Below are 16,508 nucleotides of genomic sequence, written 5' to 3' on the forward strand. Positions count from 1 at the left end.
TGCGCCTCCGGCTCATCGCCGGCCGATTCATTTAGCATCCGGCACATCTAAACAGCGGGCCATACGTATCGTATGAAAATATGAAAAGATAAGAAGATAAAAGATAACAAGACAAAACACAACATGATAACACGGTAAGCAGGCACTGGCTAAAAAACAAGATTTTAAAGGAGCGCAATAAAATGGCAAGAATGAACGGGGCTCAGATGGTGGTCAAAGCTCTGGAGGACGAGGGCGTATCGACGGTCTTCGGGCTTCCCGGGGGGACGGTCATCCATCTCTATGACGCTCTCTATGATTCCAAATTAAATCACATACTGATGCGCCACGAACAGGCGGCCTCGCACGCGGCGGACGGATACGCGCGCACAAGCGGCAGGCCGGGCGTCTGCATCGCGACATCGGGCCCCGGAGCCACGAACCTCGTAACAGGCATAGCGACAGCGAACCTCGACTCAGTGCCGATGATAGCCATCACGGGGCAGGTGGCGACCACAGTCATCGGAACGGACGCCTTTCAGGAGGCGGACATCGTAGGCGCCTCGCTTCCGCTGGTAAAACACAGCTTCCAGGTGCGCACGCCCGACCAGATACAGTCAACCATCCACAAAGCCTTCTACATAGCCTCGACGGGACGCCCCGGGCCGGTGCTCATAGACGTCCCCGCGGACGTACAGAAGGGCTTTGGCGACTATAAATATTCAACGGAGCTAGATTTTTTAGGCTATCATCCAGAAAACCTCTGGGACGTCTCGCAGCTTGACGCCGCGGTCTCCCTCATAGAGCATGCGGAGCGCCCCGTGATATTTGCCGGCGGCGGCGTCATTCGCTCAGGCGCCTCGCCCCAGCTCATAGACTTCGCGCTGAAATACCAGATACCGGTGACGACCACGCTCATCGGCAAAGGCGGATTCCCCGAGTCGCACGAATCGGGCCTCGCGCTCGGCATGGCCGGAATGCACGGACGCCCCGTAGCGAACCGCGCGCTCATGGCGGCAGACGTCATAATCGCCGTCGGCTCGCGTTTCAGCGACCGCACCACAGGCAACAGACAGCGGTTTGCCGCGGACGCAAAAATAATCCACATAGACCTCGACGCGGCTGAGATAGACAAAGCCATAGAGACGGACGTCTGGCTCGTAGGCGACGCCGCGCGCGTGCTCGACGCCTTGATGGCCGCGCTTGGCAAAAAAATAGCGGAGCACGGCGAATGGAACAAAACCCTTGACGAAATACGCAAAAAAGAGCCGCTGCCGCACGGCCGTCTTGAAAACGAAATAGCCCCGTGGCAGGCGCTCGAAGAGCTTCGCGCACTCACGGGAGGGTCGGCCGTCATCACAACCGAAGTCGGCCAAAACCAGATGTGGGCGGCGCAGTATCTTAACATCGAAGCGCCCGGGCGCTTTTTGAGCTCAGGAGGCCTGGGTACAATGGGCTTCGGATTCCCCGCTGCAATAGGCGCGGCCTACGCCTGCCCAGACCAGCCCGTATGGTGCGTCGCCGGCGACGGCAGCCTCATGATGAACATACAGGAGCTAGACACCTGCGCACGCTACAACATCCCCGTCAAAATCATGCTGCTCAACAACGCCTGCCTCGGCAACGTGCGCCAGTGGCAGCAGCTGTTCTACGATCACCGTTATTCAAACACCATCTACAACAGAACGCCTGACTTCGTAAAAGTCTCCGAGGCGATGGGCGTTCCCGCCTTCTCCGTCTCGCACCCGAACGATCTCCACAAAACGCTTGCGGCCGCAATGGCCGAGCCGGGCCCAGCCTTGGTGGACGTCCGCATACCGCAGGGCGCGCTAGTGCTTCCGATGGTCTACCCCGGCGACTCGATAGACAACATGGTGACTCAATAGGAGCTGATAGATAATGAACAGCGATAAAGCTAAAAAAGGATACCTTCGCGCGCCGCACCGCTCGCTTCTCAAAGCGGCCGGCTACACCGACTGGGAAATAGAACGCCCGTGGATAGGCGTAGCCAACGCCTACAACGCAATAATCCCAGGGCACACCCACCTGCGCACCATCACAGAGGCGGTCAAGGCCGGAATCTACGCGGCGGGCGGCCTTCCGATAGAATTTCCGGTAATAGGGGTGTGCGACGGCATAGCCATGAACCACGAGGGAATGAAATTCTCCCTGCCCAGCCGTGAGCTCATCATGGACTCAGTAGAGGTGATGGCGCGCGCCCACGCCTTCGACGGGCTCGTGCTCGTGCCCAACTGCGACAAAATAGTGCCCGGCATGGCAATGGCCGCGGCGGAGCTGAACCTCCCGTCAGTAGTAGTCTCAGGCGGCCCCATGATGGCCGGGCAGCACAAAGGAAAAACACTCGACCTAAACAGCGTCTTTGAAGGCGTCGGCCAGCGCGGAGCCGGAAAAATAGACGACGCGGCCTTACAGGAGATAGAAGACAACGCCTGCCCCGGCTGCGGCTCCTGCTCAGGCATGTTCACGGCAAACACCATGAACTGCATGATGGAGGCGCTGGGCCTCGCCCTCCCCGGAAACGGCACCATTCCCGCCGTGCACGCCGGACGCATCCGCCTCGCAAAAGACGCAGGGCGCGCCGTAATGGCGCTCGTTGAAAAAAATATACGCCCGCGCGACATACTGACCGCGGAGGCCTTCAGAAACGCCGTAGCGGTAGACCTTGCTCTCGGCGGCTCCACAAACACCTCGCTCCACCTTCCCGCCATCGCGTGGGCGGCTGGGCTAAAACTATCTCTTGAACTCTTCAACGAAGTCGGCGAACAGGTGCCGCACCTCTGCTCAATGAGCCCCGGCGGACAGTATCACATAGAGGACCTCTGGCGCGCAGGAGGAGTGCGCGCTCTCATGGAAGAACTCTTTGCCGCCAGCCTCATAAACGGCGAAGTCATCACAGTCACCGGAAAAACGGCCGCTGAAAACGCCGCGGGCGCCCGCGTGCTTGACACTGAGGTCATTCGCCCGCTCGACAGGCCCTACCACAAACAGGGCGGCCTTGCCTTCATGAAAGGAACGCTCGCCCCTCTTGGCGCAATAGTGAAACAGGCGGCGGTAGCCCCTGAAATGCTCGTCCACACCGGCCCGGCGCGCGTCTTTGAATCCGAAGAAGAGGCGAGCGCCGCAATAATGGCAAACAAAATAAAAGACGGCGACGTAGTCGTCATTCGCTGCGAAGGCCCCAAAGGCGGCCCCGGAATGCGCGAAATGCTCGCCCCCACCTCCGCCATAATGGGTCAGGGCAAAGGAGAAACGGTAGCCCTCATCACAGACGGGCGCTTCTCCGGCGCAACGCGCGGCGCCGCCATCGGCCACGTCTCGCCCGAAGCCGCGGTAGGCGGCCCCATCGGCCTTGTAGAAGAGGGAGACGAAATATACATCAACATCCCTGAAAAACGCCTCGACCTCCACGTCTCAGAAGAGACGCTCGCCGAACGCCGCAAAAAATTCGTCCCCAAAGAACAGCCCGTAGAGAGCCCCTTCCTAAACCGCTACCGCGCCTTCGCCACCAGCGGAGTAGAAGGCGGAGTGCTGAAAAAAGGCTAGCCCCTTACCTCGGCAATAAAAACCCAACATAAATAAACCGAAGAGAGCCGCGTCGCCAGACGAGGCTCTCTTGATCTGCATGCGACGGAGGTATCGCAAACTGGGCGGAACAAGGCTGTAAATGCGTCTGTCTATGTGCCGCCGCTTCTCACAGCGCTGCTTTCCGGTATCGCCCGCGCCCTGCGAACTCAATAAGCCCCCGGTCTCTTAGCATCTGCAACTGCTGCCTTATTTTTGCGCGGATGTTGTTGTTTTCTGGGTGGATCGCCGACAGTTTTTCTTCAAAGTCGTATATTTTCGCCAGCGTGAATTCTTCGCCTGCGGTTTTGTTGACGCAGTTTAAAATGTCCAACAGCCAACTGCGCGTGGCCATCTCTTTTACCTCAAGCTTTAAGGCGGCGGCGAATTTTTTAATGACCACTGCTTTTTCAAGCGGTACGCTATTCTCGATGATGTATATCCGCCCCTGCTCTGGAATGTCGTGAAGCAAGATATTACAGCCCGTCCATCCGGCTCTTTTTGCGGTAGGTGAAAGTGGTTCGCGTTTTTCAACTATCTTTGGTGTGAAGAAGAATTTTGGCACGGCGAAAAGGTCGTGGACGCGCATATCGGCGCGGCTGTAGTTCATGAAAAGAAAATCAGGGTTTGTCGTGCTCTTGATGCGGTCGATCATAGCTTCGTAGGCGCCGCCTGCCGTCTTTTTTGAAAAACCGTTCTGGCGGCTCTTTTGCTCGTAGACCGCGCCGCAGGCGGGGCAGGAAAAATCCTTCACTGGCCGGTTCGCCGTCTCATGTATCAGATGATCGCTGCCGCAGCGAGGGCAGTAAAGGTTTGGCGCAGTCCACCCTTCGGTGAGCCTGCGCGCGATCTGCGACGGGCTCATGTATTGATTGCCAAGTTTCTCCTCAAGCGCCGTATTCATCGTCTTAAGTCTCCCGTTTCCTATAGTTAAAACATCTCCGTAACTCTCTCCAATATGCCGTTCAGCTGGGCTATGGCTATGCCGTAGTTGGTTATGGGGACGCCGGCGGCTTGGGCTTCTATTATTCGGGACATTAGCTGTTTTCTGGTGAACATGCAACCGCCGCAGTGGAGGATGAGTTTGTATTCTTTGAGGTTCGCGGGGAAGTCAAGGCCGGTGGCGATGTCGGCGGTGAGGTTTTCTCCGGCTTTTTCGCGCAGCCAACGCGGCAGTTTTTCGCGGCCGATGTCTTCGTTCAGCGGCGCGTGGGTGCAGGCTTCGGCTATTAGCACCTTGTCGCCGTCTTTGAGGTTTTCTATGGCGCGCGCGCCCTCTATGAAGGCGGCAAGTTCGCCTTTCGCTCGCGCCATGAGTATGGAGAAGGAGGTGAGCGGCACGCTGCGCGGCAGCACGCCGTTTACGTAGCCAAAGACCTGCGAGTCGGTTATGACGAGCGCCGGCGGCTCTTTGAGCGCGGCCAGCATCTGCGGGAAACGGTCGGCGGTGCAGGAGAGCGCCATGCCGCCGTTGTCCAGGATGTCGCGTATCGTCTGCACTTCGGGCAGTATGAGCCGGCCTTTGGGAGCCTGTATGTCCTGCGGCGCTACGAGTACGACAGTGGCGCCCGGCAAAAAGAGGTCGCCCGTCAGCGTCGGCGCTTCAAAATCTGTGGGCGCCGCCTTTACGATGGAGGCAAGCAGCGGCGCGCGGGAGTTTTTGTCAAGCGCGGAGACCGCCGTGAAGGGGATGCCGAGCGCGGCTTCGACGCGGGCGCGAAGCGGCTCCACCTCCTGCGGCGCCAGTTTGTCCGTCTGGTTGAGCACGCCGATGACCGAGGTTTTTCTCTTTCGGAACTCTTCTATCCATTCTTTTTCAAAGTCAAGCGCGCCCGACGCCGCGCCCGCGGCTACGACCAGCAGCGCAAGGTCCGTCCTGTCCATCATGGAGCGCGCGCGTTCGATGCGCAGGGCGCCCAGCTCGCCGGTGTCGTCCAGCCCCGCCGTGTCTATTACGGCGATGGGGCCGAGCGGCAACAGCTCCATGCTTTTGATGACGGGGTCGGTGGTTGTGCCGGCGTATTCGGAGACGAGCGCCGTCTGCTGCGCCGTTACGAGGTTTATGAGGCTCGATTTGCCGGCGTTGCGTCTGCCGTAGAAGCCGATGTGCAGGCGGTTGCCGCGGGGGGTGTCGGAGAGCGCCATCTATTTCACCAGCGCGCGCACGTCGTCTATTTTTTTGCGCTGCAAGCCGTTGTCGAGCATGAACTGCTGCGTGCGCACCAGCTCTTCTATGTCTGCTTTGCGAATGGCCGGGTCAAAGTTGTACCAGCCGTACATGGCCTCTACGCCGGCCATCGGCATTCCAGTCTCTTTCTGGGTCATCTCTTTTGCCTCTTTTGGATGTTTTTTCATCCATTCGAGCGTCTTTTTGTGCGTCTCCATGAAGGTCGCGACGGCTTTAGGATAGGCTTTCATGAATTTGTCCGTCGTGGCTATGACGATCGTCGCGTCCACTAGTCCCTCGCCGTTTTTGAGCATCCGCGAGCCTGTTGAGAGCGCCTTGTAGGCGGCGGGGCCGGCAAGCAGCGCCGCGTCTACGCTGTTGTTCGCCAGTGCGTTTGCGCCGGAGGCCAAGTCCATCTGGATGAAGCTGACGTCGCGCATGGACATGCCCTCTTTGTCGAGCGCTGCGGCAAGCAGCTGATGAAGTATCGTTCCTTTGGGGCCGGCCACTTTTTTGCCTTTGAGGTCGCGCACGGTTTTTATCGCGGGGTCTTTTACTACTATCATGAAGGCTTTCGGCGCGCGGGAGTATATTCCGACGATGCGAAGGTCAAGGCCTTCGGAGGCGGCAAGCAGCGCTGAGGTGGAGCCAAGGCAGCTGGCTATGCCTATCTCGCCCGCGGCAAGCGCAGCCGTCTGTTTGGGGCCCTCCGTCAGTTCGGGGAAGGCGAGCGTAACGCCGGGGTAGGCGGCTTCAAAGGATCTGTTGTATTTTTCAACGATCGACGGAACGTTGAGCGGCGCTTTGACGTAGGTGATGGCAAGTTTTGCCGGGTAGTCCGCGGCAAACGCTGTGGCCGCCGCCGCAAGGACGATGAGAAACGCTGTGATTATTTTTTTCATTTTGAATATCTCCCTTTTTTAATTTTAAATTTTTATATTTTGGAACGGCTGATCATAAAACTGCAAAAGGACGGGCTGTCGAAGAGAGGCCTCTATTTTTTCGACATGGCGGCTTTGACGGTGACGCCGGTTATTTTTCCCAGTTTGCCTGTGAGCGCGCTTATGGAATCGGTCGTTCCGTCCAGCACGACGGAGATGACTGAAAGTCCGCGCTCGCGGTAGGGGATGCCGAGGCGGCCGACGATGAGGCCGCTGTACTGGTGCAGCACGGCGTTGACGGAGGCGGCGCTGTCCGGCTCTTCAACGATTATGGCGGCCACGCCGATTTTGTTTTCGTCCTTTTTTTGTTCTTTGTCTTCGTTTGCTGGTATTTCCGGCATGGATGTCCCTCCTAAAATAAAAAACAGAGCCGCTCCCGCACGGGAAAGGCTCTGTGAACGACATACAGAATTGCAGACCGCTTGCCGACCGCCGGAATGTTTCAACTAACGCGCCCGTGCGGGGCGACATACAGAACTGTTTACCTCTCCCCACCCGCAGGGCGCACCTCCGGGAGCGGAACGTTTATTAAAATCTCTTTAGATATTATAGGCTAAATCTTGCGTTAGGCAAGCGGTATTTTTAACGAACCGCCCGCGCCGCCGCACCGTTTTTTGCGGCGCTTTCGTAAATTATTTGAGCGGATGTTTCGCCTTGTCCTTTGCGTCCTCGGCCTTGTAGAAGGCGTCGATTTTTTCTAATATGAGGCGGCGTTTTTCGCGGTCGTCCGCCTCCTGAGGCAGAAGCGCCGGGTCTATCGGATCTCCGAAGGTGACGGTGAGCTTGCGCGGGCGCGGGAAGCGCATGGCGGGCGAGAGCGCGCGGAAGGAGCCGCTGACGTAGGTGGGCACGACAGGCGCGCCTGTTTTTAGCGCCATGATGGCGACGCCGCCTTCAAGCGGCTGGAGCCGTCCGTCGAGCGTCCTGTGCCCTTCGGGGCAGATGAAGGCGCTGAATCCGTCTTTTATAAAGCCTATGACCATGCGAAGCAGCCCCGCGGAGCTGGCTTTGTTTTCGGGCGAGACTGGCACAGCGCCCATCTCATGCAGGAAGGCCGCGAAGGGTTTGAAGTGAAACAGCCCTTCCCATGCGATGAATTTTAAATAGCCGGGCAAAAAGGCGTATCCAACTACGGGCGGGTCGAGGTAGCTTGCGTGGTTTGGCGCGACTATTACGGGCCTCTCCTGCGGGATTTTCTCTTTGCCGAAAATCTCCAAACGATGATAGAATGTGAAATATAGGAATGTTATAAGACGTACTACGTTATATACCCAGTTTCTGTCAGATTTCAAAGCCGATTCCCCCAATGTGCTGCTGTTTAATAGCATAACTCAGCGAGGGGGCGGCTGGCAAGTGAGGAGCGGTAAATTTGGAGGATAAAAATATAAAATCTCAGAACACGGCGGAGGGCGCGCGCGGCTTTACGCTTCGGACGCTCGGGCGCGACCTTTTTCTCGGCTGCGTCGCCATCATGCCGCTTGCGCTCTTTATTTTCTGTTTCTATTATCTCATCGGATTTTTTGAGGCGATAGGCGCGCTCATCTTCGGCATAACAAAATCGCAGAAGTCGACGGCGCTGATAAGCTGTTTTCTCATCGTAACTCTCATCTCCATCGGGCGAAAGCTGCGCCGCAGGGAGACGTCGATACTGAGCCTTCTCGAACACTACGTCATCACAAAGATACCGGTCCTGGGCGGCTGGTATACGGCGCTGCGCGACATTTTGCAGACGTTCACCTCAGGCGGCGGCAACACCTACCTCGGCACGGCGAAGGTGCCGGCGGGGCCGGGATATATCATAGGCTTCGTCTCCAGGCGCGAGACGCTTGCCGACGGCTCCGTGCAGGTGACGGTCTTCGTGCCTACGTCGCCGAACCCGACGACGGGGCTGGTATTTTTCTTCCCGGAGGATCAGATAGAATATCTCGACCTGTCGCCCGAGAAGGCCTTTACAAAGATAATCTCACTTGGCGTGAAATCTTAAAGGCGGACGGCGAAGGCGCCGCCTCTATTTTTCAAAAAAGGCAAAGGCCGCGGCCCCAGTCGTTTTGACCGGGGCCGCGGCTTTATGTTTTTGCGTCTTTTGCGTTACTGGTTTTCTTCCATGCGCCTGTATTTTTCGTAGCGCGCCGCGGCCTCTTCGGCCGCCTCTTTGAAGAATTTTTCTGCGTTGTCGGGGAAGGTGCGTTTCAGCGCGGAGTAGCGCACTTCGCCTTCAAGGAAGTCGCCGTAGGGCATAGTGGGCGCCTTTGAGTCGAGCGAGAGCGGCTTTTCTTTTCTCGGGTCAAAGCGGTAGAGGTTCCAGTAGCCGGAGGCGACCGCGCGCTTCATTTCGTCCTGCGTGCGCCCCATGCCGCCGCGGATGCCGTGCGCCATGCAGGGCGCGTAGGCTATGATGACGGAGGGGCCGTCGAACTCCTCGGCCTCGCGCATCGCCTTGATGAGCTGGTTTTGATCGGCGCCCATCGCCACCTGCGCCACGTAGATATTCCCGTAGGTCATAAGCATCGCGCCCAGGTCTTTTTTGCCGACCTTTTTGCCGCTGATGCAGAACTGCGCCACAGCGCCTTTAGGCGTGGACTTTGAGGACTGGCCGCCCGTGTTTGAGTAGACCTCTGTGTCTACGATGAGGACGTTTACGTTCTCGCCCATAGCCAGCACGTGGTCCAAGCCGCCGAAGCCTATGTCGTAGGCCCAGCCGTCGCCGCCGTACATCCAGAAGGTCTTTTTTGATAAATGTTCTTTGTTGGCCAAAAGCTCCGCCGCTTTTTCGGCGGCCGCCCCTGCAAGTGTCGCCGATTCAAGCGCGGCTACAAGCGCGTCGCCCGTCTTTGCGGAGGCCGCGAAGTCGTCGTAGGCGGCAAGCCACGCACGCACCGCGTCGGCGGCAGCCTCAGGCGCGCCCGCTTCAAGCAGAGCCTCAGCGCGCAGCCTCTGCGCGCTGCGCTGCTGCTGAACGGAGAGGAACATGCCCAGGCTGAACTCAGCGTTGTTTTCAAAGAGCGAGTTTGACCACGCAGGGCCTTTGCCCGCCTTGTTTTTTGTGTAGGGGATGCCGGGCATCGCCGCGCCCCATGCCTGCGAGCAGCCGGTAGCGTTCGCCCAGTAGACGCGGTCTCCAAAGAGCTGCGTCATAAGCTTCGCGTAGGGCGTCTCGCCGCATCCGGCGCAGGCCGCGGAAAATTCAAGCAGCGGCTGGCGGAACTGGCTTCCTTTTATCGTCCACGGGTCGAAGGAGCCCTCTTTGTCGGAGAGAGAAAGTCCGTAGGCCCACTCGTCGGGCAGCGATTTTGATTTTTCTATGGGAACCAACGCAAGCGCCGTCTCCTTTGCGGGGCAGGCGGCGACGCAGCTTCCGCAGCCTGTGCAGTCGTCGCGGCTTATCTGCATCGTGAAGTAGAGTCCCTTTGCGCCCGTCGCGGGCATTGTGAGGAAGCCCTCCGGGGAGGCAGCCTTTTCGTCTTCCGTGAGCAGATAGGGGCGGATGACGGCGTGCGGGCAGACGCAGGCGCAGCGGTTGCACTGTATGCAGCGCGTCGGGTCCCATTCGGGAACCTGCGTCGCGATGGCGCGTTTTTCGTAGGCGGTGAGGCCAAGCTCCACCGTGCCGTCCTCGTAGCCCTTGAAGGCGCTGACGGGCAGGCTGTCTCCCTGCTGGCGGTTTATCGGTTCAAGCAGTTTTTCGATGATGGCGGGCTCTCCTTTGGGACGCGGCTTTGCCGCCTCCTGCGCCTCGCTCCAAGACTCGGGAATCTCCACGCGCACCAGCATAGCGCCGCCGTCGTCGATGGCCGCTATGTTTCTTGCCACCACCTCGTCTCCCTTTGCGAAGAAGGTCTTGCGCACAGCTTCGGCCATATATTTTTTCGCCTCGTCTATCGGTATGAGGTCTACGAGGTGGAAGAAGGCCGACTGGAGCGGGATGTTGACGTGGCTGCCGAGGCCGTGTTTTTCGGATATCTTCGTCGCGTTTATTATGTAGAAGCGGGCGTGCTTGCGGGCCAGTTTGCGGCGGATGTCGGCTGGGATGTTGGCCTCAAGCTCCTCCGGCTCCCACGGGCAGTTGAGCAGCAGCGTGCCGCCCTCCTTCAGCTCGCTTACGATGTCGTAATTTTGGATGTAGGTCGGGTTGTGCGCCGCGATGAAGTCGGCGCGCTTTACGAGGTACGACGAGCCGATTGGGCTGTCGGAAAAGCGCAGATGCGAGATGGTGACGCCGAAGGATTTTTTTGCATCGTATTCAAAATAGGCCTGTCCGTATTTTTCAGTGCTGCTGTTTATTATCTCAACGGTGTTCTTGTTAGCACCGACCGTGCCGTCGCCGCCCAGCCCCCAGAATTTGAAGGCCATATCGCCCTTGGCCGCGGCCGAAAGCGGCTCGCCCACGGGCAGAGAGAGGTTCGTCACGTCGTCGGTGATGCCTATCGTGAAATTGTTTTTAGGGTGCGGCTGCGCCAAGTTGTCAAAGACGGCCGCTATCTGCGCCGGGTCGGTGTCCTTCGACGAAAGTCCGTAGCGCCCGCCGACTATCGCAACTCCGCGCCCTGAGCCTGCGAAGGCGGTGCAGAGGTCCTGATAGAGCGGCTCGCCGTTTGAGCCCATCTCCTTGCAGCGGTCCAGTGCCGCTATTTTTTTGACCGTGGCGGGAATGGCCGCCATCAGGTGCTTCACGGAGAACGGACGGAAGAGGTGCACCTGCACGAAGCCAGTTTTGCGCCCCTGCGCGTTCATGTGGTCGACGGCCTCGCGCGCCGCGCCGGAGACGGAGCCCATCGCAACGATGACCTCCTCCGCGTCAGGCGCGCCGTAGTAGTTGAAGAGGTGATACTCGCGCCCGGTTATGGCGCTTATTTTGCCCATGTAATCCTCGACTATTGCGGGAAGCTCGTCGTAGGCGCCGTTGTTCGCCTCGCGTATCTGGAAATAGATGTCCGGGTTCTGCACCGTGCTGCGCATCATCGGGCGCTCCGGGTTCAGCGCTTCGGCGCGGAATTTTGCAAGCGCCTCTCGGTCGAGCAGAGAGGCAAGCGTCTCGTAGGAGATCTCCTCCACCTTGTTTATCTCGTGCGAGGTGCGGAAGCCGTCGAAGAAGTGCATGAAGGGCACGCGGCCCTTTATCGCGGCAAGGTGCGCCACGCCCGCAAGGTCCATTATATCCTGCACGCCCGCCGTCGAAAGCATGGCAAGCCCGCACTGGCGGCAGTTCATTACGTCGGAGTGGTCGCCGAAGATGGAGAAGGCGTGAGTGCCCACCGTGCGCGAAGCTACGTGGAGCACTCCCGGGTGGCGCTGGCCGGAGAGCCTGTGCAGCACGGGGATCATCAGCATCAGCCCCTGGGACGAGGTGAACGACGCGCCAAGCGCGCCGGTTTCAAGCGCGCCGTGGATGGCGGCGGAGGCTCCAGCCTCCGACTGCATCTCAATAAGCGTCACCTGCTGCCCGAAAATATTTTTCTTTCCGGCCGCCGCCCACGCGTCGGTCTTTTCCGCCATCGGGGAGGATGGCGTGATGGGATATATGGCGGCGACCTCCGTAAAGGCGTAAGCCACATACGCGGCCGCTTCGTTGCCGTCCATTGTAACAAGACGTTTGTCTGTCATAGTCAAGCACCTCTTTGTCAAATTAAATTATTTAAACGACAGGCCGTTAGTTTGCCCGATAAATCATCTTTACGCTTTTTATTATAATACCTTTCGGCCGCCGTATCTTATAAAATTTCGCGCGCCGGCAAAAAGTCGAAAGCCGGCGCGCGCCTCTTTTTGTCAGCGCTACGCAGTCTTTACCGAGGCCGCCTTTTGCAGGCCGAGCTTCGCCACGGCGTCGTCGCGCATCTTGTATTTCAATATCTTTCCCGCCGCGTTCATCGGGAAGTCGCGCACGAAATCTATATACTTCGGGCATTTGTGGCGCGCCATCTGCGCTAAGAAAAATTCCTTTATCTCGCGCTCCGTTACGCTTTCGCCTTCCTTCAATACGATGCAGGCCATTATCTCCTCGCCCAGAGCCTCATCCGGCACTCCTATCACCTGCACGTCCTTCACCTTCGGGTGTGTATAGAGGAACTCCTCCAGCTCCTTCGGGTAGATGTTTTCGCCGCCGCGGATTATCATGTCCTTCAGACGTCCCGTTATCCTGTAATAGCCCTCGGGCGTGCGGCAGGCGAGGTCTCCGCTGTGCAGCCAGCCATCTTTGTCGATGGCCAATGCCGTAGCTTCGGGCATCTTGTAATATCCCTTCATTATATTGTAGCCTCGCGCCACGAACTCTCCGGTCGTTTCGTCCGGCAGCTCAAGGCCCGTCTCCGGGTCGATGATGCGGCATTCTATCTCTGGCAGCGCCTTGCCCACCGTGGCCACGCGCGCCTCAAGGCTGTCGTCCGTCCCGCTCATCGTGCAGCCGGGCGAGGCCTCCGTCTGGCCGTAGGTTATGACTATCTCCTTCATGTTCATCTTTTCTACGACGTCCTGCATCTTTGAGATGGGGCAGGGGCTTCCCGCCATGATGCCGGTGCGCATGTAAGAGAAATCAGTTTTTTCAAAGTCCTCGTGCTCCATCATCGCGATGAACATCGTGGGCACCCCGTGGAAGCAGGTGATGCGCTCCTGATTTATGCAGGCAAGAGAGGCCTTCGTGGAAAAATAGGGCATCGGGCAGAGCGTCGCTCCGTGCGTCATCGAGGCGGTCATAGCAAGCACCATGCCGAAGCAGTGGAACATCGGGACGTGGACCATCATGCGGTCGGCGGTCGAAAGGTCCATCCTGTCGCCGATGCACTTGCCGTTGTTCACTACGTTGTAATGCGTAAGCATGACGCCCTTTGGAAATCCCGTCGTGCCGCTTGTGTACTGCATGTTGCAGACGTCGTGGACGTCGACCGCAGCGGCCATCCGGCGCACCTCGTCGTGGGGCGTCATTTGAGCGCGAAGCAGCGCCTCCTCCCACGAGAGGCAGCCCTTCATCTTAAAATCGACTGTGATGATGTTGCGCAAGAATGGCAGACGGCGGCAGGCGAGCGGTTTGCCCGGCGCGGACTCGGCAAGTTCGGGGCAAAGTTCGCGCATAATATTGTCGTAATGCGAATCTCGGTAGCCCTTTATCATAACGAGCGTGTGCGTATCCGACTGGCGCAGCAGATATTCAGCCTCGTGTATCTTATAGGCGGTGTTCACTGTGACGAGCACCGCGCCTATCTTCGTCGCGGCCCAGAAGGTTACGTACCACTGAGGCAGGTTCGTAGCCCAAATGGCAACGTGGCTGCCTGCCCGGACGCCCAGCGAGACCAGAGCGCGCGCGAACTCGTCAACGTCGTCCCTGAACTGCGAATAGGTGCGCGTGTAGTCCAGCGTCGTGTATTTAAAGGCGTACTGGTCGGGGAACTCCTCGACGATACGGTCCAGCACCTGCGGGAAGGTCTTTTCGATGAGCCTGTCCTTTTGCCACGGATAAAGCCCCGTGTGGCGCTTGTTGTCGTAGAGGCGCTTGCCGCGAAGCTGGCGCGCCGGGTTGTCAAAACGGCTCATTGTGTTTACGAAATGCAGCGAAATAAGCTCAAAGCAGTTTATCTCCGGCATCCACGCAGGGTCCCATTCCATCGATATAAAGCCGTCGTAGTTCAGCGAATAGAGCGAGCGCATCATGGCGTCGATGGGCAGCGTCCCCTCGCAGACGAGGCGGTACTCAGTGCGCCCGTCCACCACCTCGGAATCTTTCAAGTGTACGTGCTTTATATAGGAGCCCAGGTTCTTCACAGTCTTTTCGGGGCTTTCGCAGCCTTCGCGCACCGTGTGCTCCATGTCCCAGAGCGCGGCCAAACTGTCGCAGGCGAAGGCGTCCAGCAGTCCGCAGAGCCTGTCCGTGTCGGAAAAAAGGCCGATAGTCTCAACCAGCAGCGTCACGTTGTTTTCGCGCGCCGCCGGTATCATGCGCGCAATCACCTCGCGCGCCGCGGAAAACTGTGCCTCCGCCGCAGCCGCGCCTCGCGCGCCAAGGCGAACGTAGGGGATGCGGAGGTTCTTTGCCTTCTTTATATAGTCGCCTATCTCGGCGCAGCAAAGGTCGAGCAGTGAGGCGTCGCCTATGTTGCAGGAGGTGTCGATACAGGGGATGCAAAGCCCCTGCTCCGTCATCTCGCGGTGCGCCGCGTTTGCCATCGCCGGGTCGAAGATGCCGCTTTTCTCCGAAAAGGCCGGTTCATTTATGCTGTGTACCTCTATGCCCGCGAAACCTCCGTCCTTCGCCGCCGCGCAGAGATCCTGCCATGAGTAGCCGCTCCATCCGAATGTCGAAAATGAGAACTTCATTTTAATGGTTCTCCTCGTAGGTTATTTTGTTCAGCGCGTTGACGTAGGCGCGGATGCTGGAGCCTATGATGTCCGTCGAGATGCCGTTTCCGGAATAGAGCTTGCCGTTTGAACGCAGCTTCACCAAAGTTGAGCCCATCGCCTCGCGTCCCTCGGTAACGGACTGTATCTGAAAATCGTCCAGCTCGTAATGATGTCCCGTTATCTGCTCCACGGCGAGAAAGGCCGCGTCTATAGGCCCGTCGCCCTCGGCCAGGCCGAAGAGCTCCTCCCCATTACGGCGCACGTGGATATTCGCGGTGGCGTTTATGATGTTGCCGCTGTTTATGACGAAGCTCACCAGCTCATAGGTGGGCGGCGCCTGCAGCGCGCTTGTTGCGATTATCGCCTCCAGCTCCTTCGTGCCCACGGATTTTTTCGCGGCTACGTTGCGGAAGGTCTCGTAGACGTTCGCCACGTCCTCGTCCGAAAGGTCGTAGCCAAGACGCTGCGCCGCCTTTGCCACGGAGCCTGCGTCGTCGTTTGCGTCAAGCCGTACGTCATGTGCCTCCGTCGCGGCAAGCCCTGTGTCGAAGGCGGAGGTCTTGCTGCGTTCCGGCCTCGTTATCCAGTGCATCTGAGCCACGGAGCGGTGTATCTCGGTAAATTTAAGGCCGCAGCAGTAGCCGCAGTCGTCGCCGCGCGTGCGTATGACGTGGGCCGCAGCCTCAAACTCCGGCGCGCAGCCGCCGCTTACGCAGACGTCCACCTCTGTCGCTCCCGCCTTAACGGCGGAGACGGCGCAGGCCGCCGCCATCGAAAGTTCGTCCGAACATTTCACCGCAAGCGCAACATCCTTCAGCTCCGGCACAGCCGCGTAAAGCGCCTTGACAAAGGCGGCAAATTCATAGGGCATCATAGTCCCCGCGGAGTCGCAAACTGTAATGGTCGAGGCGCCGGCCGTTATCGCGGCCGATATTACGGAATAAAGAAAATCCGGCTCGCTGCGCGTTGCGTCGACTGCGGCAAACTCAACGTCGGGGCAAAGCGCGCGCGCGCGTTCGACCAACTGGCGCGTCATATCGAGGATGCCGGCGGGCTTTTTGCCGCAGACAAACTCCATCTGCACCGCCGAAAGCGGAGCCTCCACATAAAGGCGCGGATGCGCGGCCTCCGCCACGGCCGCCCACGCGCGGTCGACGCCCGCTTCGTCGAAGCCCACGGGGATGGAAAGCGCGCTGTTTTTCACAGCGGCCGCCACCGTGCGCACCAAAAGCGAATCTATCTTGTCGTGTACAATAGGCGCCATGCTTATGACGTCGAGATTCAGCTTGTCCAGCGTCTTTGCCATCTCGATTATCTCTTTGAAAGAGAGCGCGCCCTCCGCTCCGCGCTGCGCCTCCCGCAGCGTAATGTCCGTAAACTTGATTTGTTTCATCACAAAAACACCCTTTCTCATCCGATCTAGTTCCTCGCAGGCGTATAAAAACATAAAAAAGCCCCCGAGGTATGTTCATACCTCAGGGGCGAATATTTAAAGTTCGCGGTACCACCCTGAT

Annotated in this window: 11 protein-coding genes and 1 other annotated feature (1 of these 12 only partly in view); of the genes, 3 read left to right on the forward strand and 8 right to left on the reverse strand. The window is 58.5% G+C overall.

Features of this window, described 5'->3' with window-relative positions; translation table 11 throughout:
- Positions 1–182 precede the first annotated feature (182 nt).
- Together ilvB and ilvD are read left to right on the forward strand one after the other, a co-directional pair.
- The gene (gene ilvB / locus RRY12_06275) at positions 183–1,865 is read left to right on the forward strand and encodes a biosynthetic-type acetolactate synthase large subunit (protein MEG2184265.1); all 1,683 of its coding nucleotides are present in this window, start codon (positions 183–185) and stop codon (positions 1,863–1,865) included.
- 13 nt (positions 1,866–1,878) lie between these two features.
- Entirely contained in the window at positions 1,879–3,543 is a 1,665-nt protein-coding gene (gene ilvD / locus RRY12_06280) for a dihydroxy-acid dehydratase (GenBank protein ID MEG2184266.1), read from the forward strand.
- A gap of 148 nt (positions 3,544–3,691) precedes the next feature.
- On the opposite strand, the gene RRY12_06285 is transcribed toward ilvD, so the two are convergent.
- The 5 genes from RRY12_06285 to RRY12_06305 all read right to left on the reverse strand — a co-directional run bounded on the left by RRY12_06285 (position 3,692) and on the right by RRY12_06305 (position 7,961).
- On the reverse strand, positions 3,692–4,465 hold the full coding sequence (locus RRY12_06285) for a DpnI domain-containing protein (protein MEG2184267.1): 774 nt from the start codon (positions 4,463–4,465) through the stop codon (positions 3,692–3,694).
- A gap of 26 nt (positions 4,466–4,491) precedes the next feature.
- Positions 4,492–5,706: a [FeFe] hydrogenase H-cluster maturation GTPase HydF gene (gene hydF, locus RRY12_06290; protein MEG2184268.1), complete on the reverse strand. Its 1,215-nt coding sequence runs from the start codon at positions 5,704–5,706 to the stop codon at positions 4,492–4,494.
- Entirely contained in the window at positions 5,707–6,630 is a 924-nt protein-coding gene (locus RRY12_06295) for an aliphatic sulfonate ABC transporter substrate-binding protein (GenBank protein ID MEG2184269.1), read from the reverse strand.
- A 92-nt stretch (positions 6,631–6,722) separates the two neighbouring features.
- The gene (locus RRY12_06300; GenBank protein MEG2184270.1) at positions 6,723–7,010 is read right to left on the reverse strand and encodes an iron-only hydrogenase system regulator; all 288 of its coding nucleotides are present in this window, start codon (positions 7,008–7,010) and stop codon (positions 6,723–6,725) included.
- A 291-nt stretch (positions 7,011–7,301) separates the two neighbouring features.
- Entirely contained in the window at positions 7,302–7,961 is a 660-nt protein-coding gene (locus tag RRY12_06305; protein MEG2184271.1) for a lysophospholipid acyltransferase family protein, read from the reverse strand.
- Positions 7,962–8,038: 77 nt separating this feature from the next.
- On the opposite strand from RRY12_06305, the gene RRY12_06310 reads away from it, so the two are divergent.
- Positions 8,039–8,653 (forward strand): DUF502 domain-containing protein, encoded by a 615-nt coding sequence (locus tag RRY12_06310; GenBank protein MEG2184272.1) that lies wholly within the window; start codon positions 8,039–8,041, stop codon positions 8,651–8,653.
- A 104-nt stretch (positions 8,654–8,757) separates the two neighbouring features.
- Here the strand turns inward: RRY12_06310 and nifJ are convergent, their stop codons facing one another.
- The 3 genes from nifJ to RRY12_06325 all read right to left on the reverse strand — a co-directional run bounded on the left by nifJ (position 8,758) and on the right by RRY12_06325 (position 16,387).
- Positions 8,758–12,270 (reverse strand): pyruvate:ferredoxin (flavodoxin) oxidoreductase, encoded by a 3,513-nt coding sequence (gene nifJ, locus RRY12_06315; GenBank protein ID MEG2184273.1) that lies wholly within the window; start codon positions 12,268–12,270, stop codon positions 8,758–8,760.
- Between the two features lie 168 nt (positions 12,271–12,438).
- Positions 12,439–14,970 (reverse strand): AMP-binding protein, encoded by a 2,532-nt coding sequence (locus RRY12_06320; protein MEG2184274.1) that lies wholly within the window; start codon positions 14,968–14,970, stop codon positions 12,439–12,441.
- A 1-nt stretch (position 14,971) separates the two neighbouring features.
- Complete coding sequence (locus RRY12_06325; GenBank protein ID MEG2184275.1) at positions 14,972–16,387, reverse strand: alpha-isopropylmalate synthase regulatory domain-containing protein; 1,416 nt, start codon at positions 16,385–16,387, stop codon at positions 14,972–14,974.
- An 81-nt stretch (positions 16,388–16,468) separates the two neighbouring features.
- Positions 16,469–16,508: a binding site (T-box leader), on the reverse strand (it continues 190 nt past the right edge of the window).

Source organism: Cloacibacillus sp. (assembly GCA_036655895.1).
Classification (GTDB): Bacteria; Synergistota; Synergistia; order Synergistales; family Synergistaceae; genus JAVVPF01.